This window comes from Streptomyces sp. CRN 30, assembly GCF_034105845.1.
The window spans coordinates 1-22,691 of record NZ_JAVRHI010000031.1; the positions used below are offsets into that span (position 1 = coordinate 1).

A 22,691-nucleotide genomic window follows, 5' to 3' on the forward strand; every position below is an offset into this window, starting at 1 on the left:
GCCCGCACCCTCACCGGCGGACGGAACGCTGTGGTCTCCCACCACGGGCCCCAGGCCGGCACGGGAGCCCATGGCGTGGAGATCTTCTACAACGGCAGCAACCACTACAGCGCCAGCGACGCCGTACCGGTGACTGGTACGGGTACGGTGCATGCCGCTCCGTCGGGCCGCTTGACGCCGGAGGTGACGGCACGGCTGTACCGGGCCTACGCGGACCACCTGTTCGGGGCCGCGGCGCAGGGAGCCTCCGACTTCGACAGCGTCTTCTACACGTTCGTGGACGCCCAGGACGTCGTCACGCCCGAGCTGGCGTGGGACGCGCGGCTGCGTCCGCAGATGGAACGCTTCCACGACGAGCTGCTGACCCTGTGGGCGGAGCGGGCGGCGGAGGCGACGCCGATCGCCCGCCGCTCCGGTGAGCCGATGCGGCTGTACCGCAAGATGTCCTACGCCGAGGCGGAGCAGACGCTGGCCGGGTCCGCCACGGCCGGCATCGGCGCGGCGATGGCCTACAACCAGAGCGACCAGTACCGCAAGTTCTTCACGTCGTCGCTGTCGCACACGAACGTGTTCAGCAACGCGTATGCCGCCTCCGACCAGGAAGCGGTGGTGGAGTTCACGCTGCCGTGGCGCGACTACTGGCGGTTCGTGGAGCGGTACGGCACCCCCAACCAGCAGCCGGGCGCCTACCAGGTACGGGACTCGGCACTCGTCCACCAGGAACGGCTGCGCACCGGCGCGGAGGCCAACTTCCACACCCCGGAGGCCGTCGAAGAGGTGGTGGAGCAGCGCACCCACCACAACATCGGCATCGGGCACGGCAACGCGCGAGCGTTCGCGAAGCTGGTGACGGAACGCCGCGTGGTCTCCCCCGAGGAAGTCGACGCGGCGGCGTGGGCCGAATCGGACGCCTTCCACCGTGACCTCCGGCGGCGCGCGGCGGACCTGGTCGAACGGAAACTGCGCTCGGCACGACGGCGCGGTGTCCAGGGCGAGCCGTTCGGCCTGGACACCGTCGACACCGTCGCTAGCGTCTCGGGCGGTCCGGTCCACGACGCGACCGTGACGGTGCCGGAAGCAGCCGAGCCACCGAGCGCGGACGCGCTGGTGGCCGGTCTGTCGGCGCTCCCCGCCCCTGAGCTCCTTGAGGCCGTGTCCCGGCTCGGCGTGGAACACCGGCGGTGGCTGGCCGGTCAGGACGCCTTCGTGGCGTCCGCCCGTGACCGACTGTCGGCGGACGAGTTCGCCCGCTTCGCCGCCCGGCTGATGGTGGTCGTGCCGGGTGAGTCGGCGCGGCCGGTGTCGGCGCGCTGGGAGGCGTACGCGCAGGTGGCGCGGATGCTGCGGAACCCGGACGCGGTGACGCGGCTGCTGTCCTCGGGCGCCGTGGTGGTGGTTCTCCCGCAGGACGTGCCGCTCGGTTCGGTCAGCTCCTTCGCCGGTCTGCACGGTGTCGACGGGCGAGGGCTGGACGAACTGCGCGGCGCGCAGGGCGGGCTCGTCGCGGCCGTCGCGGAGGAGAACCTCCTCGGCGAACGCACCCCGGTGGGCGCGGTGCCGCACCAGCCGGAGGGCTACTCCTCGGCGACGCACGAGATGGCGCACCTGCTCCACACGACGGCGCTGACGGACACCGAGCAGGAGCTCATCGAGCAGGTCTTCGCGGACAGGCGGGCCGGCGGACACGACGTCGCCTGGCCGGACGGGGTGCGCCGGGACCTGACCGGTGCCGAGGCGGACAACTACTCCTCCACGGATGTCTTCGAGTTCTTCGCCCAGCTCAGCAACGCCTACCTGGGCACCAACCACGGCCACGACACGGTCACGGGGCGTCCCCGCAACAACGGTGCCGAGTGGGTCAGACAGAACGAACCCGAACTGCTGCCGCTGCTGGAGCGGCTCTACGGAACGGACCCGGAGGCCGTGCACGACACCGCGGCCAACCCGGTCGCGGCCACGGCGGCGGACAACGCCATGTACGAGGCGTTCCGCGACTTCATGACCGGCATCGGCGAGGGCGGCCCGGCGGCGGATTCCGTCGCCGGACCGGACGCGCGCTCCGCGCCGCCGAGCGGGCGGGACACGTCCCCGGACGGCCTGCACGCCGCGCCCCCGGGACCCGCGAAGCGCGTCACCGCCGACGTGATGGACGCCTACTACCGGGCGTACGCGGAGTTCTTCGACACCGACGACTCCGCCGCCGACTTCACCGGCGGGTACTACGTCTTCGCCTACGGCCAGGACGTCGTGGTCGCCGCCCTCGCCGCCCACGATTCGATGCGGGACCGGATGCGGTCGTTCCACGACCAGTTGGTGCGGATCCGGGAGGAGCAGCGGGCCGCTCCGACCCCGATCGCCCACCGGGCCGGTGAGCCGGTGCGGCTGTACCGGAAGATGTCGGACCCGGAGGCGCGCCAGTTCCTCACCGCCCGGGACGCCCGGTCGGCGTTCACCGCGGCGATGGCCCACAACCGGAGCGACCAGTACCGGAAGTTCTTCACCACCTCGCTGTCGCACACGAGCGTGTTCAGCAATGCGAACGCCGCGTCGGACAGTGAGAAGGTGCTGGAGTTCACGCTGCCGTGGGACGGCTACTGGGGCTTCGTCGGCGCTCACGGCACCCCCAACCAGCAGCCGGGCGCCTACCAGGTACGGGACTCCGCGCTCGTCCACCAGGAGCGGCTGCGCACCGGCGCCGCCGCCAACTTCCGTACCGGCCAGGACGTGGCCGACGTACTGGCGGCGCACACCCACCACAACATCGGCATCGGCCACGGCAACGAGAAGGAGTTCGCCCGGCTGGTGACCGGCATGCGCGAGGTCACGCCGCAGGAGGTGGAGCGGGCGGCCCGCGCCGCGGAGACGGCCGCGCGGCAGGCACTCCGCCCCCGCGTCGACGCGCTCGTCGCCGAACTGATGGCCCCGCTGCGCGAGCGCGAGGCGGCCGCCGTGCACGCGGCACCCCCGGGCCTCACCAGGCCGTCCGCCGCGCCGTCCCCCGCCGCGGTCACCGGCGTCGACGCCTCCGGTGAGATGGCCGCGCCGCAGACGCTGGACAAGCGGGAGCTGGCCAAGCAGGCGATCAGCCGCCCGCTCCCCGGGTCCCGGCACCGGCAGCCGCTGACCGCGCACGCCTCGGACTACCTGGCGGGGTCCGGCCAGGACGCCCGCCACATGGTCCCGGACGCCCAGGACCTGCAGCTGCTGCACGCCCTGCGCACCCCGGGCGACCCGAGGCACCGCGACGGCTGGGAGGACCTGACGCCCAGCCAGTCCTGGGCGCTGCTCGCCGCCGAACAGCGCGGTGAGATGTTCCACGAGCGCGACCGTGCGGCCTTCGTGGAGCGGATCGGCCAGTTCAACGACAGGTTCCGCACCCGGTACCCGGTCGACGACCCGGAGCTCATGGCGAAGATCGTGGAGTCCGCGCACGACCACGTGCGGCGGCTGCCGATCGCCTCCAACTTCGACCTGGCGGGCCGTCCCGCGGGTGCGTCCGAGCGCGCCGACGGCACCGTTCCGACCAGGGCCGAGACCCTCACCTCCGACACCGGCTTCCGCAACTTCTGGGCCACCGGCTCCACCGGGGGCACGCCCAGCCGTGCCGGACGCGGCTGGGTCGAGGAACTCCAGGGCTACGCGGCCGCGCTGCGCCGCGTGGCCGGCGCGCCCGGGGACGGCCCCGGCAGCGGTGACTTCGACCCCCCGAACCCCGAGGAGCTCCCCAAGTACGCGGCTCTGGTCTCCCCGTCGCAGAAGGGCGGCACCTACTCCTACGGCAGTGCCGTCGTCCACTGGAAGGACGCGGTGCGCACCAGGGTCACCCACACTCCGGGCGACAGCGCCGACGCGGCGGAGCGGGGTGTCCTGTCGTACACCGACAACGCCCACGTCTATCCCCTCCTCGCCTACGGGGAGGAACGCCGGGTGCGGCTGGCGCTGGCCGAGGCCACCCGGTTCCGTCACGACCCCGAGATGCGCCGGGACGTGTCCGAGCTCGGTTACGCGGCCGAGGGCCGGTACTTCGAGAGCCAGATCCACGGCGACCTGACCTGGACGGACGCCGACCGGATCGTCCTCAACTGGGGCGACCTGTTCGGCTCCGTCCACCGGTCCACCACCCGCGCCCAGGCCGAGAGCATGGCCGCGTACCTGCGCGACTTCGTGGCCAGGGAGGGGCTCGGCCTCACCATCGAGATGGGCCGGGAGATCGGCACCCCGGGCGGCGCCGACCGGCTGTCGGACCAGCGGATCACGCGGCTGTACGACCCGGAGGACGGCGTCGGGGACGAGGAGCGCGAACTGAGCGCGCGGCTGGACCGGCTGGCGTCACCCGCTCCCTTCCTCGCCCGGGCCGACGAGGGCGCGCTGGCCGGACTGGCCCGGTCGGTGGGAATCACCGAGACGGACCCGGAGCAGGCGCTGCCGCTGCTGTGGCAGGCGGCGGAGCGCGCCCGCGACCTGCTGCCGCCCGGTGCGGAGCTGACCGTGGCCCTCCTGGCCGCACAGACGGGACGGCCGGGTGCCGCCGGCCCGGAGAGCACCGACGACACCGACGCGGGTGCCGCCGGTCCGGAGCGCACCGACGGCCCGGGGCCGCGCGTGTCCGGCGACGGGCTTCCCTTCGCCGAGGCCCTGGTGGCGGCGCTCGGGGGCGACGGTTCGCTGCCACCGGCCGATCCCGAGCAGCTGATACCCGTCGCCGACCTGCCCGGTCTGGGCGTGACCCTGACCGCCGGGCAGACGGCCCAAGCGGTCCTGCTGGGCGGTTCCCTGACGGTGCGGGACCTCGGGCTCACCCCGGCGCAGCACCTGCGCTGGCTGCTGGGCCGGAGCACGGAACCCGGCGGCGAGGCGGGTGCCGCCGACGACGCCCGGGTGCGCGAGGTCGCGGCGGCCGCCACGGCCCTCGGTGTCGGAATCGTCGTCGTCGCCCCGGACGGACGGCTCCTGCACACCTTCGCCACCGATCGCGACCGTACTGTCCGGCTCGTTTTCGACGGCATGCGGTATTTCGTCCCGGAGGATCCGTCGTGACAATCCGACAGAGCGGCCAAGTATGATCCGGGGCAAGTCGGTTCCGCTCGCGGCAGACGAGTACGGTGATATCCCGCCGCATTCGCGCAAGCCGCCCGGTGACCATTCGGATCGCCCACCGGACAAGGGAGTTGCCAGGTGGGGAGCGTCATGGTCATATGTGCCGGCGCCGGGTTCCGATGAGCCCGTGCACGGATCCGCATGCAGTTCCACGTATCGATTCGCATATGTCACTCGGGATTTGCCTGCTATGTTCGTGGTGCATGAAATGATGCCGGATGCCCGTTCCTCGGCTCCGGTCTCCGAGGGGGGCCACCGCTGATGCGCTGGGGCCGCCGCCGGGCCGAGTCGCGCCCGTCCGCCACCGACCGGACACCACAGGCCGAGACCTCCCGGCCCGGCCTCCTCGTCGAGGAGTACGACCGTCTCCTGCTGCTCAGGCGCTCCTCCGACGAACTGCTCGGCCCCGCCGACATCGCCGACCTCACCCGTGTCCTGGAGGCGGACGGCGACGACACGGTGACCGTCGTCGCGAGCGCCGACGGGAACTCCGCCGCCGCCCTGTGGGCCCGGCTCGGCGCCCTCATCGACACCCTGTGCGGCGAGGGCGTCCGCACCATCCGGCTGGCCATGCCCGGCGCGGGCGACGACCTTCCCGGCCGGCCGGCCGTCGCCCGCCGCATAGCCGACGCCTGGGACGTCGACGTCATAGCGCCGGACGGAACGGTCCTCGGCGTGCCGGGCGGCGGACTCTTCGTCCACGACGTGCCGCCCGCCGACGGAACGGGCGGCGGGCGGGAACGCGGCTGGTGGCGCTTCACACCCGGTGCCCCGCCGGTCCCGCTCGGTCCCCGCCAGCCCGCCCCCAACTGGCAGCCCGCCCCGGGCAGCCTGCCCTCCCGTACCCGTAACGGCTGCGTCGTCGAGCAGATACCCGCCGGCCTGCTCATCCGCCCCGAGGCCGCCCGGGCCCCACGCCCGGGGGACCTGTGCTACGCCGTACCCGTCGACCGGCACGGCATCCTCGTCGTCGTCGGCGTGCCGGACGGCGAGGACGTCGTCAGCGACGACGTGGCGGACGTCGTGACGGCGCTGCCCGCCGCCACGCGCACCGTCCTGCGGTTCGCACCGGGCGGCCGCCGGGACGTGCTGCGCGTCGGCCAGGACGCCGCCGAGCTGGCCGACTCCGAGGTCGTCGTCTACAGCGGGCTGCCGCTGCTCGCCGAAGCGTTCTCCAGGGACCACGGCACCGCGCGCTCCATGACCGTGGGCGCCGACGGAGCGCCCCGCTGGCAGCCGTTCGTCGACTCCGTCATCTGCGCACCCGGCGCGGCATCGCCCCGGCTGCTGCGCTGGAGCCCGCCGCTGCCCGGCCCCGGCAACGCCCAGCGCGGCGTGGTGCGCCTGTCCGACCGGTGGCAGGTGACCGCGACCCGGGCGGGTCTGTGGATCAGCGCGACGGACGCGGAGCCGCCCGCCCTCGCGGCCAGGCCCGTGGACCCCCAGGGCCCGGACATCGAGGTGGGCCGGCCCGGGGACGCGCTCGACCGGTCGCTGTGGCCCGTGCTGGACAGACTCCTCGACGGGTTGCCGCCGGGCCTGTCGGCACGGGCCCGCGTGCATGTGCACGGCACCGCCGTCGACGGCGGACGGGAACTGCGCCGCCTGGCCGCCCAGTACGAGGTCCGCAGCCTGCGCTTCGCGTCGTTCGGCAGGGCGGCGCCCGCCGCGCCCCACCCGGCGGCGCCCCGCAACGGGTCCGCGGGCCACCCCGCGCCTTCGCACGGCACGCCCCGGAGGGAGACGGCAGGTGTCGGCCCAGGTGCGGCACCGCACACGGCGGTTCCGCGTGTCGCGGGTCCGCCCGACGGGACGGGGATGCCTGCGGGTTCACCTGCGGGAACACCCGTACCCACGGGACCGACCTCCACGGGGCCAGGAGCGTCCGCGGCCGCGGCGTCCGGTGTGCCCGCCGCGGATCCTCGTGCGGCGTTCGGGACCGTGTCCGGCGGGACGCCCGCCCCGCAGGGACCCAGGGTCCCCGCGCCGGTCGTTCCCCCCACCCCGCCGCGCCCCGTGGCCACCTCGACGGGGACCGGTTCAGCCTCCACCGGAGGACCGGCGGTCGGCGGACCTCCCACGACGCGCGTGCCCGCTCCCCCCGTCCGGCCCGCCACGGGTCAGGCGTCCACCACCGGCGCCGCGTCCACCGCCTCCGCTCCCCCGGGGTCGGGATCCGCGGCGGCCGGTCGTGGAGCTTCCGCCCCCCGCCCGGCGAGGGCGTCCGGCACCGAGCCGCACCGGCCTCCGGACCGCCCCGCTCCCGCTGCTCCCTCCCCCTCGCCGACCGCGCCCGTGAGGGAACCGGGGCAGGACGGCGCCGGTCCCCGGCCTGCCCTCGGTCCCGACTCGCCGGCCCGTGTCCCGACCGAACCGGCGCGTGTGCCGACCGAACCGGCCCGTGTGCCCACCGAACCGGTCCCCGAGCCTCCGTCCGCGCCCGCCTCCGAGCCTCCGTCCACGCCCGCCCCCGAAGCGCCGTCCACGCCACCTGCCGAGCCCCGGCAGCCCCGGCAGCCGGGCGACGAGGCCACGACCGGTACCACCACCACCGAGCCCGAGCCCGAGCCCTCCGGGAACGACGGCGGCCGGGACGCCGGACACGACGAACAGCCCCTGCCGGGCCCGCCGAGCCGTCCCACCCTCACCAGCACCGTGCCGTCCCCGGCCGCCGAGCGGCGTCCCCGTACCGACGAGCCGCCGACGGCGCCCGCACGTCCGGCCGAGACCCCCCTCGGGCCGCCGCCCACGGCACCCGCACGGCCGCTGCCGCCGGTGCCCTTCGTGCCGGGACACCAGAGCACGCCCGCGGAACGGGCGGCCTTCCGCGCGCTCGCCGACTCGGTGTGGGACCGTCACGCGGCGATCGTCACGCGTACGTTCACCCGCCTGCCCGCACTGCGCGGGCACGAGCAGGAGGCTGCCCGCGCCGACCTGATCGCGCTGCTGCTCTACCTGCGGACCTCGGACGATCCGCTCGGCCACGGGGAACTCGACCGGCGTCTGCGCGCCGGTGACCCGGAGCTGCTGCCCTACGCGGCCTGTGTCACCTCGGCCCTGCGGCGGCTGCCGTCCTTCCGCGGCCCGGTGCTGCGAGGCGCCGGGCCGGACGGCTCCGAGGGGCGCCGGATACCGGGTCCCGGCGCCGTCCTGCGCGGTCCGGCACCGTTGAGCGCACTGCCGCCGGGCGACGGCCGGGGCCCGTCCCCCGCGAGCGCCCGGTACGCCATCTGGTCGGTGACCGGACGCCGGGTACGGCAGTTGTCCGACGCCACCGGTCCCGCCGCCCGCCACGACGAGGTGGTCTTCGCGCCCGGTACGGCGTTCCGGGTGCTCGACGTGCGGACCGGGAGCCCCTCGCCGCTCGTCTTCCTCCGGGAGCTGCCGGCCGGTCCGGCCCCGGTTCCCCTCAGCCACGCGCGACTGGACGACCAGGACCACGCCGTGCTCGCCCGCCTCGACGAGACCCTGACCCGGCAGGGTGCCGGGGCCGGGGCCGCGACGTTCGACTGGCCCGACCGCTGTGCCGGCCCCGTGGGCTCCCCCGACCACTGAGACGACTGAACGGAGTACCACTGTGCCGAAGCGTGAAGACAGAACGACGCCACCGCCGAGTCCCACTGTGCGGCGGGCGTCCGTCCTGCCCCCGGTGCCGACCGAGCCGGGTGCCGCGCTCGAGCCGTCCTCCGGGGCCTCCGGCCGATCCGCCGCCGGCGCGGACGACGGCGCAGGCTTCCCGGAGCCGTCCACGCGCACCGCGGGTACCGCGGGTACCGCGGGTACCGCGGCGGTCACGACCGTCGGCGGCGAGCCCACGACGACGGGTGCCCCCGCGCCGCCGAAGACGAACACCCCGGAGACCCGCGCTTCCGCCGGCGCCCCGGGTTCCGGCATCCCGCTTTCCGGCACCCCGGACTCCCGTACGCCCGCATCGGATGCGCCTGCGTCCAGTACCTCGAAAGCCAGTGCCGCCCCGGGGACCAGCACCTCGAGGACCCGTGCCGTCGGGGCCCCGGCACCGGCAGTCTCCGAGCCGGACGCGGTGGCTCCCGTCGCCGCGAACACGGTCGCGAAGACCGGCACGGACGCCACCGCGACCGAGTCGTCCGCCGCGGCCGGACCCGCGGGCCCGGAGGCCGGCCGGACGGCCACGGCCGGGGACGAGCCCCCGCACGGCCGCCCCAACAAGCCGTTGCTGGCGGCCGCGGCGATCGCCGGGACCGTGCTGATCGGTGTGCCGTTCCTGTTCCTCGGGCCGGGGGCGGACGACGACCCGCCCGCCAGGGCCGACCGGGCGCAGCCCGTCGGCGGAACGTTCCTCCAGGACGGCGACCCGGCCGCCGCGCCGACCGGCGGCGGGTACGCCCCCGCCTCGCCCTCCGCCACTCCGGAGAAGAGCACGCCCGAGGCGACACCGGAGGAGAAGGTCGAGCCTGTCGTGCAGCCGCAGGTGACGGTGACGGCGACGGCGAAGGCACCGCCCGCCTCGCCCTCCAGCAGCAGCCCGAGCCCGGAGAAGAAGAAGGCCGTGCCGGCCGAGCCCAAGGCGGCCACGGGGCGGGTCCTGCCGCAGGGCGCGAACTTCAGCACCGTCACCAAGGTGATGCTCAAGAACGTCATGACGGGGCTGTGCGCGGATGTCCCGGGCTACGGCAAGGGCACCGTGAACGGCGAGGTCCACCAGTTCACGTGCAACCGCACCGGTGACAACCAGCTGTGGGACCTCGTGGTGGCCCAGAACGGCGCCGGTCCGGCCGGTGCCGACCTCTTCCTCATCCGCAACAGCACGGACGGCTACTGCATGGATGTCGGAGGCTACGGGGCCGTGTCCTCCCGTACGCCGGTGTCCGAGTTCCACTGCAACGGCACCACGGCGGACAACCAGCTGTTCTACCTCGACAAGAAGTCCGACGGGAAGTTCTGGATCCGCAACCACGCCAGCGCCAACCGGTGCCTGGACGTCGCGGGCTACAACGGCGTCGGCGGCAAGGCCGCCCGGCTGACGCTCTTCGACTGCGCCCTGACCGACGACCACCTGTGGTCCTTCTCCTGATCCGCCGCCCTCGCCGTGGACCTGCCCGACCCGATGCGCACCGCACGCACGACGACAACCCGAGGGCCCGACGGCCCGTTACCGAGGAGAAGTGACCGGATGGTCCCTCAGCACCCCACACCCAACGGGGCCGACCCCGCGACCGGTGGCACCGCGCCGCGCGTGCGGGTGGCCGTACCGCTGCCCGCCGCCTCCGAACCGCCCGCCGGGGCGCTGAGTCCGGGGGCGAAGGCGAAGTCGGCCGACGCTCCGGACACCCCCGCGGGCCCGGAGCACGGCCAGGACGAGGCCACGCCCCGTACCTCACCGGCCTGGGCGAGGACCGGCAGGACGGCCAAGGCCGACAAGAAGAGCACGACCAGAACCACGAGCACGACCAGCACCACCAGCTCTTCCAGCACCAGCACCACCAGCACCGAGGTGCCCGCGAGCAAGCCGGCCGCCGAGCCTGCCGAAACCGTCCACGACCCCGCTCCCACCACGGTCGTGACGAGGATGCCCGACAAGCCCGCCGCACCGGTCGACAAGACGGCATCCGGGGAGGCGACGTCCGCAAGGGCGTCCGAGAAGGCGTCCGGAAAGGCGGCATCCGGAAAGGCGACCTCCGGGAAAGCTACCTCCGGGAAGGCGGCATCCGGCAGCAAGGCCGCCACCACCGGAGCCGGGGGCGAGGCGCCCACGGCGGTGGCGGCGCAGGCCGTCGGCGGCGCGGCGCCGCCGGACGGGCCGACGGGCACGGGCTCGGACGGCGGGCGCCCCAAGAAGCCGATACTGGCGGCGGCCGCGATCGCGGGCGCCGTCCTGGTGGCCGTACCGCTCCTGCTGGCCGGAGGCGCGAAGGACGACGACGACTTCGACCGGAGCGCCGTCCAGGAGCTGGCCGGCCAGGACTCCGGCACCGTGCTGAACGGTGACGTCGCGAGCAGCACCCCCGAGGACTACGTCACCGAGGAACCCAGCCCCTCGCCGAGCACGGAGAAGCCGAAGAAGGCCGAGGTACCGCCGCCACCCGCACCGGTGAAGGTCGAGCCGTCGCCGGAGCCCGAGCCCACCAAGTCGCCCGAGCCCGAGAAGAAGGCGGCCCCGGCGCCCGAGCCGAAGAAGACCGAGGAGACCAAGAAGGCCGAACCGGAGCCGCAGCGGGAGTGGTCGACCGAGACCGTCTCGGCACCCAGCACGCTGGAGGCCGGTCAGGCCTGGACCACCAACCGGATCCGGATGGTCATGCAGCACGACGGCAACCTGGTCGTCTACAACGAGAACGGCAAGGCCACCTGGGCGTCCATGATGTTCGGCCAGAACCACCGGGCCGTCTTCCAGGCGGACGGCAACCTCGTGGTCTACAACCCCAACCAGCCGGTCTGGGCGACCAGGACGCACGGCAACCCCGGTGCGAAGCTCGTGCTGCGGGCGGACGGCAAGGTGGTCATCATGAACGGGAACACCGTGCTCTGGTCCAGCTGATCCGGCCGGCAACCGGGCCCCCTCCGGCCGGCAACCGGCCGGAGGGGGGCTACAGGAACCGCCGGATGGGGACGACGGCGGCCTCCCGCAGCCGCGGCAGCACGGCGCGCCGCTTCCACCGGGCGGACTCGATGGCCACGCTGCGCTCGACGTCCGCGTCGAAGTCCCGGTCCAGCCCCGCGGTGAACTCCTGGTCCAGGACGGCGAGCATGACCTCCTCGTCGTGGTCCATGGAACGGCGGTTGAAGTTCGTGGAGCCGACCAGGGACGCCACGCAGTCCACCGTGACGATCTTGGCGTGCATCATGGTCGGCTGGTACTGGTAGATCGACACGCCCGCCTCGAGCAGGCGCGTGTAGTGGTTCTGCCCGGCCAGCTGGCAGGCGCGCTGGTCGGTGTACGGCCCGGGCAGCAGGATCTCCACGTCCACGCCGCGCTCCGCGGTCTCGCACAGCAGGTCGATGAAGTAGGTGTCCGGAGCGAAGTAGGCGGTGGCCAGGCGGAAGCGCTGCTCGGCGGAGGTCAGCATGACCCGCAGCAGGGTCTGCATGTCCTGCCAGCCGAGACTCGCGGAGCCGCGGACGACCTGGACGATCGAGGAGCCGGGCTGGGGCTGCTCGGTGAAGCGGTCACGTTCGTCGTAGAGCGCGTCGTGGCACTCGGCCCAGTTCTGGGCGAACGCCGCGGCGATGCCGTCCACGGCCGGCCCGCGCACCTGGACGTGGGTGTCGCGCCATTCCGAGGGGTTGCGGGCGTCACCGCACCACTCCTCGGCGATGCCGACCCCGCCGGTGAAGGCGGTGTGCTCGTCGACGATGAGGGCCTTGCGGTGGCAGCGGTGGTTCTGCTTGAACGGGGACACCCAGGCGGGCTTGCGGAACCAGGCCACCAACACGCCCGCCGCGTTCATGTCATCCAGGAGGTCGCTCTCGATCTCCTTGGCGCCGAAACCGTCCAGCAGCAGCCTCACCCGCACCCCGGCGCGGGCCCGCTCGGCGAGCGCGGCGGCGAAGTCGCGGGCGATCTGTCCACGCCAGTACACGAAGGTCATCATGTCGATGGTGTGCTCGGCGGACCGGATGGCGTCGAGCATGGTGGGGAAGATCTGGTCGCCATTGCGCAGGGCGACCAGTTCGTTGCCCTCGGTGGCCGCCACGCCGATCAGCCGCTCCAGACGGCGGCGCAGCTGCTGGATGCGCTCCTCGGCACCGGGTGCGGTGCCGCCGCCTTGGAGCGGTGGGCCAATGTGGTCAAGAGTCATGCCAGTCTCCGCAAACGGCTTCTCGGTCCGGACGGCGAACATGAGGCTGCGTTCGTGTCCCGAGCCGTCCACTTCCCCGAGATGTCGGGAACATGCCCGACCCCTGGCCGAACCGGTCCCTGGCCTGTCCGGTCCCTGGCCTGTCCGGTCCGGAGCGGCGCACGCGTGGGGCGCGCCCGCCGCTCCGGTCCGGCCCGCCCGTCAGCAGCCGAGGTCGCCGCCCGGCTCCACGCCGAGGAGCTGGGTGAAGCGCTCGTAGTGGTCGATCCGGCTCTCGACCTGTGCCGGGTTCCCGCCGTCGCACTCCAGGCTGCCGTTGATGGCGCGGATCGTCTCACCGAACCCGGAGCCGTTGACCATGGCGTCGTGCGGCGTCATGGTGCCGGGCCCGCTCTGGGTGTTCCAGTACCACAGGCCCGTCTTCCAGGCGACGGACGCGTCGTTCTGCACCAGGTCGGGGTTGTTGAGCAGGTCGATGCCGAGGGCGTCGCCCGCCGCCTTGTAGTTGAAGTTCCAGCTGAGCTGGACGGGGCCGCGACCGTAGTACTTGTCGTGGCCGGCCGGGCAGCCGTAGGGCTGCGTGGTGTCGCAGTAGTGCGGGTAGTTGGCCTGGTTCTGCTCGACGACGTGGACGAGGCCGCCGGTCTCGTGGCTGACGTTGGCGAGGAAGGCGGCGGCCTCCTGCCTCTTCACCGTGTCGCTGCCGGTGTTGCTGAAGCCGGGGTAGGCGTCGAGCGCGGCGGTGAGGCCGTCGTACGTGTAGAACGCGTTCCGGTCCGGGAACATCGCGTCGAACTGCGCCTCGCTGACCACGAAGTCTGCGGCGGCCGTGGCGTCCTCGCCGGCCTTCTGGGCGTTGGCCGCCGGGGCGAGCGTCAGGGTGCAGAGGACGGCGGCCGCGCCGGTGGCGGTGAGCAGTCCGAGGATGCGGGGATGCACGGTGTCGACTCCTGAGGGGTGTGGGGGAATCGGGATGTGGGGGGTGGGGGGAACGGCGCAGGCAGCGGCGGACAGGGAGGAGAGTGGGGGGCCGCCCGCGTGCGCGCCCCGGACGGTCCGTCAGCCGCTGACGTTGACGTCGATGCAGGCGTAGAAGGCGTTGCCGGTGTCGGCCACGTTCCAGACGGCCAGGACCTTCTGCGGACCGGTGAGGCCGCCGAAGTCGACCCGGTGGTTCACCACGGCGCCCGGCTGGGCGCCGCCGTCGTCGAAGAGGGCGATCCGCCGGCCACCGGCGTAGTACCCCCAGGTGGTGGTGGAATGGCGCGCGGTGAGCTGCCACGAGAACGTCGTGTTCGACGCCACCGGGGTGACCGTCCAGCCCCTGCCGTCGTCGTCCAGCTCGGAGAAGCGACTGTTGCCGCCGCTGCAGCTGGTCAGACCCTTGGGGCCCTCGACGCTCTGCGGCTCGTAGGTGATGTCCCCGCAGGACACCGTGGACGCGGCACACTGCGCCTGGCGGCTGGGCGGATCGGAGATGTACCCGTGCGCGCTCGCCGAACCGGCGGGGAGGCTCACGGCGATGACGGGTGCGAGAGCGGCGCCGACGAGGGCGGCCGTCTTCTTCCTGGCGTGCATGCGGAACTCCTTCACATCAGGTCTTCCCGGGCACGTACGGCCGTGTGGGGGGACCGCACGTGACGGGGCCGACCTCTCGGGTGGGGCCAAGAGGCGCGAAGGTGACGCGCTTCCGCCGTCCGCGCGCTGGGGAGGTCCGCTCCCCCGCAAGGGCCGGCCATCGGGCCAACCCACCAAGCGGAACGGCGAGTTCTGGTGGACTAGACCATACAAGCGCCGGTCGTGAACGTGTCAAGGGTGTGACGCGGCGGCATCCATGGGGCGGTGACTTCCGTGGGGCCGCGGAATCCGTAGGACCGCCCGCCGCACCCGCCCTCAGCCGTCGCTGGTCGTCACCTTCACCTCGTCGATCACGAGCTGCTGCGGGAAGATCGTCGAGCCGTCGGGGTCGCCGGGCCAGTAGCCGCCGACGGCGAGGTTGAGGATGAGGAAGAACGGCTTGTCGAAGACCCAGGGGTTGCCGTTCAGATCGGCCGGGGTGCGCGTCTGGTAGACGGTGCCGTCCACGGACCAGCTGATCCTGTCCGGCGCCCAGTCCACCGCGAAGGTGTGGAAGTCGTCGGCGAACGCCCGGCCGTCCGGCAGCGTGTAGCCGGCGCCGATGCCGCCCTCGCCGGAGTACCCGGGGCCGTGCAGGGTGCCGTGGACCGTCGAGGGTTCGGAGCCGACGTTCTCCATGATGTCGATCTCACCGGAGTCCGGCCAGCCGACCTCGCCGAAGTCCTGGCCGAGCATCCAGAAGGCGGGCCAGACGCCCTGCCCGCGTGGGAGCTTCATCCGGGCCTCGACGTGCCCGTACGTGGCGGCGAACCTGCCGGAGGTGTTGAGCCGGGCCGAGGTGTACTCGCACGACCCGTACCAGCACTGGTGGTTGCCCGGGTTCTCGCGCCGGGCCTCGATCACCAGGTTGCCCTGCCCGTCGAGCTTCGCGTTGTCGGTGCCGGACGTGTAGTACTGCCGTTCGTGGTTGTTGACGTTGTCACCGGTCTCGAGCTGCCACTTGCCCGGGTCGACACCGGAGCCGGCGGGCCCGTCGAAGGTGTCGGAGAAGGTCACCGCCGCCGCTGCCACCGACCCTGGGGCCGCATGGGCGGGCACCACGGCGGCACCCGCGACGAGGGTGGCGGACAGGGCGGTGAGGAGGCAGCTGCGGAGCAGGCGCGGGGAGCGCATGGCTCTCCCTTCCGTGGGCCGCCCCCGTGCGGGAGCGGGCCCATCGAGGTGGGGGGATGTTCGCCCCTGGATACAAAATCCGGCGCCGGCGACTGTCAAGGCATAGGTCTGGACCTTTCGCTCCGCCCTTGCAGCTCCGCCACGCGCACGCACCGTTCGCGCATACGGCTCACACATGCCGCTCGGCGCCGGGAACACCGCGACGATCGTGGATGTTGGTCTTTGCGGCAGAGAAGGAGGCCAGACAGTGCACGGTGAGTACAAGGTGCCCGGCGGCAAGCTCGTCGTCGTCGACGTGGAGACCGAGGACGGGGTGCTGCGCCACGCGCGCGTGGCGGGGGACTTCTTCCTCGAACCGGACGAGGCGCTGGACGCCGTGAACCACGCCCTGGAGGGCGCCCCGGCGGACACCGACGCGGCCGGACTGGCCGCCCGGATCGACGCGGCACTGCCCACGGGGACCGTCATGTACGGCCTGACCTCCGAGGGCATCGGCATCGCCGTACGCCGGGCGCTGGCGCAGGCCACCGACTGGACCGACTACGAGTGGCAGCTCGTGCACGACGGTCCCCAGCCCCCCGTCCTGCACATGGCGCTGGACGAGGTGCTCACGGCCGAGGTCGCCGCGGGACGGCGGCCGCCGACGCTGCGGGTGTGGGAGTGGGGCGCCCCGGCGGTGATCATCGGCAGTTTCCAGTCACTGCGCAACGAGGTCGACGCCGAGGGCGCCGCCCGGCACGGCATCGAGGTGGTGCGGCGGATCTCCGGCGGCGGCGCGATGTTCGTGGAACCGGGCAACACCATCACCTACTCGCTGTCGGTGCCGGAGTCGCTGGTGCAGGGGCTGTCGTTCCAGGACAGCTACGCCTATCTGGACGACTGGGTGCTCGGTGCGCTGGGCGACATGGGGATCAAGGCCTGGTACCAGCCGCTGAACGACATCGCCACCGAGGCCGGCAAGATCGCGGGCGCGGCCCAGAAGCGTGTCGTCGGACCCGGCGGCGGCCCGGGCGCGGTGCTGCACCACGTGACGATGTCCTACGACATCGACGCCGACAAGATGCTGGACGTGCTGCGCATCGGCAAGGAGAAGCTGTCCGACAAGGGCACCCGGAGCGCCGGGAAGCGCGTCGACCCGCTGCGCCGGCAGACCGGCCTGGCGCGCGAGGCGGTGATCGACAACATGATCGCTTCCTTCCGCGACCGCTACGGGCTCACCCCGGGCGGGGTCACGGACGAGGAGGGGGCCCGCGCGCAGGAGCTGATCCGGACGAAGTTCGCCACAAAGGCGTGGACCGCCCGGGTGCCGTAGCGACGGCGTCGCGGCCGCGCCCACGCCGCCGGTCGGGTGACGTTCCCGTCCGCACGGGGGACTTTCCGCGTGCGCCTGCACTCGTCCGGTTACTGGCATGGGCAGGGCCCGGACCCCGGGCCGCTCCACCCCCACTGCAAAGGGAGTTCCCGATGCACATGCGTGTCCTTCTGAGTGCGACCGCCCTGGCCGCAGGCGTGCTCCTGTCCACCGCCGGCCCGGCCACCGCGGACCCCGGCCCCGGCGACCGGCCCTCCGTCAGCCACCATGTCGACAGCTTCGGCTACACGTACCGCGACGGCGACGGGCACGGCCAGGGCCACGGCAACGGGCACGGCAACGGCGCTGCCACAGGCCATGGCAACGGCTCCGGCTTCCACACCGGCAACGGGAACGGGGGCCGCGGCGGTCTGCTCGGCCTCGGCCTGCTCGGCATCCTCTAGGCCCTCCCGGCACCCGGCACCCGGCGCGTACGGCACCGCCCGCGCGTCCCGACGACCGCGGGTGCACCGGGGCGTCCGCCATCCGTTCAGCGGGCGCCCGTCGGGGGCTCGTACGCCCGTACCGGAGGCAGCGGCCCGGTGTACGGCTCCAGCGCGACCCGGGTGAGCTGGCCCGTGCAGCCGTGTGACAGCCGGGAGGTGCCGGTGTCGCGGGTGAGGGCGTTGGGGTTGCCGTGCACACAGGTGGCGGTCTCCGGGGCCGACGGGTCGAACCAGGCCCCGGTGGACAGCTGCACCACACCGGGGCGCAGGGCGTCGCTGAGGACGACCGACGCCAGGCAGGAGCCGGTGGCGCTGCGCAGCCGTACCACGTCGCCCGCACCGACCCCCGCGGCCGCCGCGTCCTCGGGGTGCACCCGCACCGGTTCCCGTCCGGCCTGCTTGGACGCGGCGCTGACCGGCCCCTGGTCGAGTTGGCTGTGCAGCCGGGTGGCCGGGTTGTTGGCGATCAGGTGGAGGGGGTGCCCGACCGCCTCCTCGTCGTCCTGTGGCGGCAGCCAGGCCGGGTGGCCGGGGCAGTCGTCGTAGCCGTAGCCGTCGACGACGGCCGAGAACAGTTCGACGCGGCCGCTGGGGGTGGGCAGCGGGTGGGCCACGGGGTCGGCGCGGAAGTCGGCGTAGAGGGTGTGGTGGGTGCGCAGACCGCGCAGCGGGATGCGGCCCGCCGTCCAGAAGGCGTCGAAGTCCTGCTCGGGGCGGTGCTCCGCCGGCAGCCCCGCCCGCCACCCGGTGTACAGGTGCTCCAGCCACTGGCGGGCCGTGCGGCCCTCGGTGAAGGCGTGCTCGACGCCCAGTTCGGCGGCGAGCGCGGTGAAGACGTCGTAGTCGTCGCGGGCCTGGCCCACCGGCTCCGCGATCCGGTGCATGGCGATCAGCGTGGGGTCCTGGCGGGCGGCCCCGATGTCCTCGCGCTCCAGGGTGGTGGTGACGGGCAGCACGATGTCGGCGTGGCGGGCGGTCGCCGTCCAGTACGGCTCGTGCACCACGACGGTGTCGGGGCGGGTGAAGGCGCGGCGCAGCCGGTCCAGGTCCTGGTGGTGGTGGAAGGGGTTGCCGCCCGCCCAGTACACCAGCCGGATGTCGGGGTGGGTGAGCCGCTGCCCGTCGTACTCGTACTCCTGGCCGGGGTGGAGCAGCAGTTCGGCGATCCGGGCGACGGGGATGAAGTCCGCCACCGGATCGGTGCCCTGCGGCAGGGTCGGCAGCCGGTACGGCAGCAGTCCGGCGCCGGTGCCCCCGGTGGCACCGTAACCGTGGCCGAAGCCGCCGCCGGGCAGCCCGATCTGGCCCAGCAGCGCGGCCAGGGCGATGCCGGCCCACAGGGGCTGCTCGCCGCGCCGGGCCCGTTGCAGGGACCAGGCGACGGAGACCATGGTGCGGTGGGCGGCCATCTCGCGGGCGAGGGAGGCGATCCGTGCGGCGGGGAGGCCGCAGATCGCGGCCGCCCACTCCGGGGTCTTGGCCACCCCGTCCTCCCGCCCCAGGACGTAGTCCCGGAAGACCTCGTGACCGGTGACGCAGCGGGCGAGGAAGTCCTCGTCGCACAGGCCCTCCGTGAGCAGGACGTGGGCGAGGGCCAGCATCAGCGCGGTGTCGGTGCCGGGCACGGGTGCCAGCCACTGAGCGTCCAGCTCCTCGGCGAGGTCGTCCCGCAGGGGGGAGACGAGGACGAAGCGGGCCCCTCGGGCGCGGGCGGCGCGCAGCTGTGCCGCGCTGTCGTGACGGCTCATGCCACCCGCGTTGACCTGCATGTTCTTGGCGGGCATCCCGCCGAAGCAGACGAACAGGCCGGTGTGCTCGGCGAGTACGGGGAGGGTGGTGGGCTCGGTGAGGACGGCTTCGTCGCCCAGGACGTGGCGCAGCAGGTTGCGGGAGGCGCCGAGGCTGTAGGTGTTGACGCTGCGGGTGTAGCCGCCCATGGCGTTGAGGAAGCGGTGGATCTGGCTCTGGGCGTGGTGGAAGCGGCCGGCGCTCCCCCAGCCGTACGAGCCGCCGAAGATGGCGCTGTTGCCGTGCTCGGTGCGGACCCGGTCCAGCTCCCGGGCGAGCAGCGGCACGACCTCCTCCCAGGTGACGGGGACGAACTCGTCCGCGCCCCGGGCCGCGTCCGGTCCGGGCCCGTTCTCCAGCCAGCCGCGCCGTACGTGGGGGCGGTCCACGCGCGCCCGGTCGAAGCCGGGGAGGTTGCCCAGCAGCTGCGAGGGCTCCGGGTCGGCGGGATCGGGCACCACCTCCAGGCGGGGACTGCCGGTGGGGTCGTAGGCGGCGTGGAAGGCGCCCCAGTGGGAGCTGTGCGGGCGGTGGGAGCTGTGCGGGCCGTGCGCGGGGCCTGGCCGGGTCATGCGGCCGGCTCCCGGTGGCTGCCCAGGCTCAGCATCAGCCGGTTGGCCCAGGCGAAGAACGCGGCACAGTGCACCAGGTCGACCAGTTCCAGGTCCGTGAGGCCGGCCGCGCGCAGCTCGGCGACGTCGGCGCCGGTGGCCGTGGCCGGGACCGGTGCGAGGCCCGCGGCGAGGCGGGTGACCAGGTTGGCGCGGCGCCCGATCACGGCCCGGGAGCCGTGGGCGAACAGCCGGCGCACCAGCTCCTCGCCCAGTCCGGTGCGGGCGGCGAGCCGGGCGTGCACGGACGCGCAGTACACGCAGCCGTTGTGCATCGAGACGGCGGTGGCGGCCAGCTCCCGCTCGGCGCGCGGCAGTCCGCCCTCGGAGGTGAACGCGGCCAGGTCGATCGCGGTGCGCTCGGCGAGGATGGCGAGGTCGTGGCCGAGGGTGCGGAAGTACGGGCTGTCGGCCTTCTTGCCGCGCAGCGCCCGCCGGTGTTCCTCGCCCAGCTCGTCCTTGGGGATCGGCCGGACGAACGGGTGCCAGGTCAGTACGTCGAGGGTGAACTCCGTCCGGCCCTCGACCGTCGGGATCAGTCCGGTGGCGGGCGCCCCGCCGGCCAGCAGCCGCAGCCCGGCGGCGAGCTGGAGCTGCTGGTTGACGAAGGCCACCGCCTGGGAGAACGTCACGATCCCGGCGTCGGTGAACCCGGCCCCGTACAGCGTCTCGATGTCCTGGCGCGTGGCGGCGGCGGGCGTACGGGTGAGCAGCCGGGCGTGGGCGACGGCGGCGCCCGTCCGTCCCCCGATCGTCTCCACTCCCCCGGTGACGGCACGGGCCAGCGCGTCGTCGCCGAGCAGCGCGCCGTAGTGGGCCACGGCGGCCGGGGAACCGTGCTCGGCGGCCACCGCGAGCGCCCCCGCGGCCACGTCGGGGTGCGGGTCGTCGAACAGCACCCCGTGCGCGCGCTGCTGGAGTTCGGCCAGGCGGGGCCGCAGGGCGCGCAGCTCGGTCACCCGGGGCAGGTCTCCGGCGAGGCGGTCGATCACGTCGTACACGGGGTGGTGCTCCTCGGTGGTCTCTTGCGGACAGGTTCCTGTCGGCTTCTCAGGCGGCGGTGCGGCGTACGGAGTGGGACGCCTCCAGCAGGGCGCGGGTGTAGTCGTCCGCGGGGCGCTCCATGATCTGGTCGCGGTCGCCGGTCTCGACGATCTCCCCGGCGCGCATCACGGCGACACGGGTCGCCATGTGCCGTACGACGGTGAGGTCGTGGGAGATGAAGAGCAGGGCGAGGCCGCGGTCGCGCTGGAGGTCGGCGAGGAGGTTGAGGACCTGCGCCTGCACGGACACGTCCAGGGCGGAGACGGGCTCGTCGGCGATGAGCAGTTCGGGTTCCGTGGCGAGGGCGCGGGCGATGCCGACGCGCTGGCGCATGCCGCCGGAGAGCCTGCCCGGGTAGGCGGTGGCGAGCCCGGGGTCGAGGCCGACCTCGGTGAGCAGCGCGGCGGTGCGGTCGCGGCGTTCCTCCCGGGAGAGCGAGGAGAACGCGGGGTGGAAGCGCAGCCCGGCGCCGATCGTGTCGCCGATGGTGCGGTCCGGGTTGAGGGAGGCGTACGGGTCCTGGAAGACCATCTGGATACCGGTGGCCGGTTTCCGGCGGCCGCGCCGTCCTCCGGTACCGGTGAGGTCCTCGCCGCGGAAGAGCACGCGCCCGCTGTCGGGGGCGTACAGCCCGGCCACCACCCGGGAGACGGTGCTCTTGCCGGAGCCGGACTCGCCGACCAGGCCGAAGGTCTCCCCGGGCGCGATGTCGAAGGACACCCCGCGCACGGCCGCGTTCCGCCGCCCGAACCGTCCGGGGTAGCTGACGTGCAGGTCACTGACGCTGAGGAGGGGCGTGGTGGCGTCCTCGGTGGTCCGCTCCGCCGACGCGTCCCGGGCCGCCGAGGGGGTGTGGCGCGCACCGGTGACGGCGCCGTCCGGGACCGTGAGGGACGGGTCGGCCAGTGTCTCCTCGTCGACCTCGCCCAGCAGGTCCCGCACCACCTCGGGCACCGTGGGGAGCCGGCTGCCCGGCTCGTCGTCGGTGCTCGGCACGGACGCCACCAGCGCCCGGGTGTAGGGGTGCGAGCCGCCGGAGAGCACCGACGCTGCCGTACCCTGCTCGACGACGCGGCCCCGGTACATCACCACCACCCGGTGGCAGACCCGCTCGACCACCCCGAAGTCATGGGTGATCAGCACCACCGCCAGGCCCATCTCTTGCTGCAGCTCCACCAGCCGCTGCAGGACCTGGGCCTGCACGGTGGCGTCCAGGGCGGTGGTCGGCTCGTCCGCGATGATCAGCTCGGGCTCGTTGACCAGGGCGAGGGCGATCATCACGCGCTGGCGCATACCGCCGGAGAACTGGTGCGGGTACTCCCGGGCGCGCTCCTCGGGCCGGTCGATGCCGGTGCGGGCCAGCATCTCCACGGCGCGCCCGCGGGCCTCGCCGCGCGAGGCGTCCGGGTGGTGCAGCCGGTAGGCCTCGGCGATCTGGTCGCCGACCCGGCGGTAGGGGTTGAGCGCGTCCAGGGCGTCCTGGAAGACCATCGAGACGCGCCGGCCGCGCACCGCGCGCAGGGTCTCCTCGTCCGCGCCGGCCAGCTCCAGCCCGGCCAGCCGTACGGAACCGGTCACCTCGGCGGCGGGGCCGTGCAGGCCGAGGACGGCGAGGCCGGTGGCGCTCTTGCCGGAGCCGGACTCGCCGACCAGGCCGACGATCTCCCCGGCCCGTACCGACCAGGTCGCGTCGCGGACGGCGGGCACACCGCCGAAGGCGACGCCCAGCCCGGCCACCTCCAGCAGCGGCGGGCCGCCGGGGTCCGGCGCGGTGGGGGTGGCGGATGCCATGGCAGCTCTCCTGGGGACGGGGACGGGGTGGGGC

At 73.8% G+C, this 22,691-nt stretch carries 13 protein-coding genes; 6 read left to right on the forward strand and 7 right to left on the reverse strand.

Going from position 1 to position 22,691, the window contains the following annotated elements; translation table 11 throughout:
* The first annotated feature begins 75 nt into the window (after positions 1-75).
* The 4 genes from UW392_RS03345 to UW392_RS03360 all read left to right on the forward strand — a co-directional run bounded on the left by UW392_RS03345 (position 76) and on the right by UW392_RS03360 (position 11,614).
* Complete coding sequence (locus tag UW392_RS03345) at positions 76-5,037, forward strand: hypothetical protein (RefSeq protein WP_320773325.1); 4,962 nt, start codon at positions 76-78, stop codon at positions 5,035-5,037.
* Between the two features lie 321 nt (positions 5,038-5,358).
* Positions 5,359-8,652 carry a hypothetical protein gene (locus UW392_RS03350; protein ID WP_320773326.1) on the forward strand — a complete coding sequence of 1,098 codons (3,294 nt, stop codon included), beginning with the start codon at positions 5,359-5,361 and terminating at the stop codon, positions 8,650-8,652.
* Positions 8,653-9,139: 487 nt separating this feature from the next.
* Positions 9,140-10,150: an RICIN domain-containing protein gene (locus tag UW392_RS03355; protein WP_320773327.1), complete on the forward strand. Its 1,011-nt coding sequence runs from the start codon at positions 9,140-9,142 to the stop codon at positions 10,148-10,150.
* 99 nt (positions 10,151-10,249) lie between these two features.
* On the forward strand, positions 10,250-11,614 hold the full coding sequence (locus UW392_RS03360) for a mannose-binding protein (RefSeq protein WP_320773328.1): 1,365 nt from the start codon (positions 10,250-10,252) through the stop codon (positions 11,612-11,614).
* 49 nt (positions 11,615-11,663) lie between these two features.
* Here the strand turns inward: UW392_RS03360 and UW392_RS03365 are convergent, their stop codons facing one another.
* The 4 genes from UW392_RS03365 to UW392_RS03380 form a co-directional block, all read right to left on the reverse strand.
* The gene (locus UW392_RS03365) at positions 11,664-12,875 is read right to left on the reverse strand and encodes a phospholipase D-like domain-containing protein (RefSeq protein ID WP_320773329.1); all 1,212 of its coding nucleotides are present in this window, start codon (positions 12,873-12,875) and stop codon (positions 11,664-11,666) included.
* 201 nt (positions 12,876-13,076) lie between these two features.
* Positions 13,077-13,814, reverse strand: a complete 738-nt coding sequence (locus tag UW392_RS03370; RefSeq protein WP_320773330.1) for a chitinase — start codon at positions 13,812-13,814, stop codon at positions 13,077-13,079.
* 120 nt (positions 13,815-13,934) lie between these two features.
* Positions 13,935-14,453, reverse strand: coding sequence for a lytic polysaccharide monooxygenase auxiliary activity family 9 protein (locus tag UW392_RS03375; protein WP_320773331.1), 519 nt, complete (start codon positions 14,451-14,453; stop codon positions 13,935-13,937).
* Positions 14,454-14,768: 315 nt separating this feature from the next.
* Entirely contained in the window at positions 14,769-15,626 is an 858-nt protein-coding gene (locus tag UW392_RS03380) for a glycoside hydrolase family 16 protein (RefSeq protein WP_320773332.1), read from the reverse strand.
* 247 nt (positions 15,627-15,873) lie between these two features.
* On the opposite strand from UW392_RS03380, the gene UW392_RS03385 reads away from it, so the two are divergent.
* Both UW392_RS03385 and UW392_RS03390 read left to right on the forward strand, forming a co-directional pair.
* Positions 15,874-16,938, forward strand: coding sequence for a lipoate--protein ligase family protein (locus tag UW392_RS03385; protein WP_320773333.1), 1,065 nt, complete (start codon positions 15,874-15,876; stop codon positions 16,936-16,938).
* Positions 16,939-17,096: 158 nt separating this feature from the next.
* The gene (locus UW392_RS03390; RefSeq protein ID WP_320773334.1) at positions 17,097-17,381 is read left to right on the forward strand and encodes a hypothetical protein; all 285 of its coding nucleotides are present in this window, start codon (positions 17,097-17,099) and stop codon (positions 17,379-17,381) included.
* Between the two features lie 86 nt (positions 17,382-17,467).
* On the opposite strand, the gene UW392_RS03395 is transcribed toward UW392_RS03390, so the two are convergent.
* The 3 genes from UW392_RS03395 to UW392_RS03405 are packed head-to-tail and all read right to left on the reverse strand — an operon-like array spanning position 17,468 to position 22,657.
* Positions 17,468-19,783: a molybdopterin-dependent oxidoreductase gene (locus UW392_RS03395; RefSeq protein WP_320773335.1), complete on the reverse strand. Its 2,316-nt coding sequence runs from the start codon at positions 19,781-19,783 to the stop codon at positions 17,468-17,470.
* Positions 19,780-20,823, reverse strand: coding sequence for a peroxidase-related enzyme (locus tag UW392_RS03400; RefSeq protein WP_320773336.1), 1,044 nt, complete (start codon positions 20,821-20,823; stop codon positions 19,780-19,782). Before UW392_RS03400 ends, UW392_RS03395 begins: the two co-directional genes overlap by 4 nt.
* Positions 20,824-20,872: 49 nt before the next feature.
* A complete protein-coding gene (locus UW392_RS03405) occupies positions 20,873-22,657 on the reverse strand; it encodes an ABC transporter ATP-binding protein (RefSeq protein ID WP_320773337.1) in 1,785 nt (594 codons plus the stop codon).
* Between the last annotated feature and the right edge of the window lie 34 nt (positions 22,658-22,691).

Coding starts and splice junctions, on each gene's coding strand:
- UW392_RS03350 (WP_320773326.1), top strand. CDS start 5,359: ATGCGCTGGGGCCGCCGCCGGGCCGAGTCGCGCCCGTCCGCCACCGAC.
- UW392_RS03395 (WP_320773335.1), bottom strand. CDS start 19,783: ATGACCCGGCCAGGCCCCGCGCACGGCCCGCACAGCTCCCACCGCCCG.
- UW392_RS03360 (WP_320773328.1), top strand. CDS start 10,250: ATGGTCCCTCAGCACCCCACACCCAACGGGGCCGACCCCGCGACCGGT.
- UW392_RS03375 (WP_320773331.1), bottom strand. CDS start 14,453: ATGCACGCCAGGAAGAAGACGGCCGCCCTCGTCGGCGCCGCTCTCGCA.
- UW392_RS03380 (WP_320773332.1), bottom strand. CDS start 15,626: ATGCGCTCCCCGCGCCTGCTCCGCAGCTGCCTCCTCACCGCCCTGTCC.
- UW392_RS03365 (WP_320773329.1), bottom strand. CDS start 12,875: ATGACTCTTGACCACATTGGCCCACCGCTCCAAGGCGGCGGCACCGCA.
- UW392_RS03405 (WP_320773337.1), bottom strand. CDS start 22,657: ATGGCATCCGCCACCCCCACCGCGCCGGACCCCGGCGGCCCGCCGCTG.
- UW392_RS03390 (WP_320773334.1), top strand. CDS start 17,097: ATGCGTGTCCTTCTGAGTGCGACCGCCCTGGCCGCAGGCGTGCTCCTG.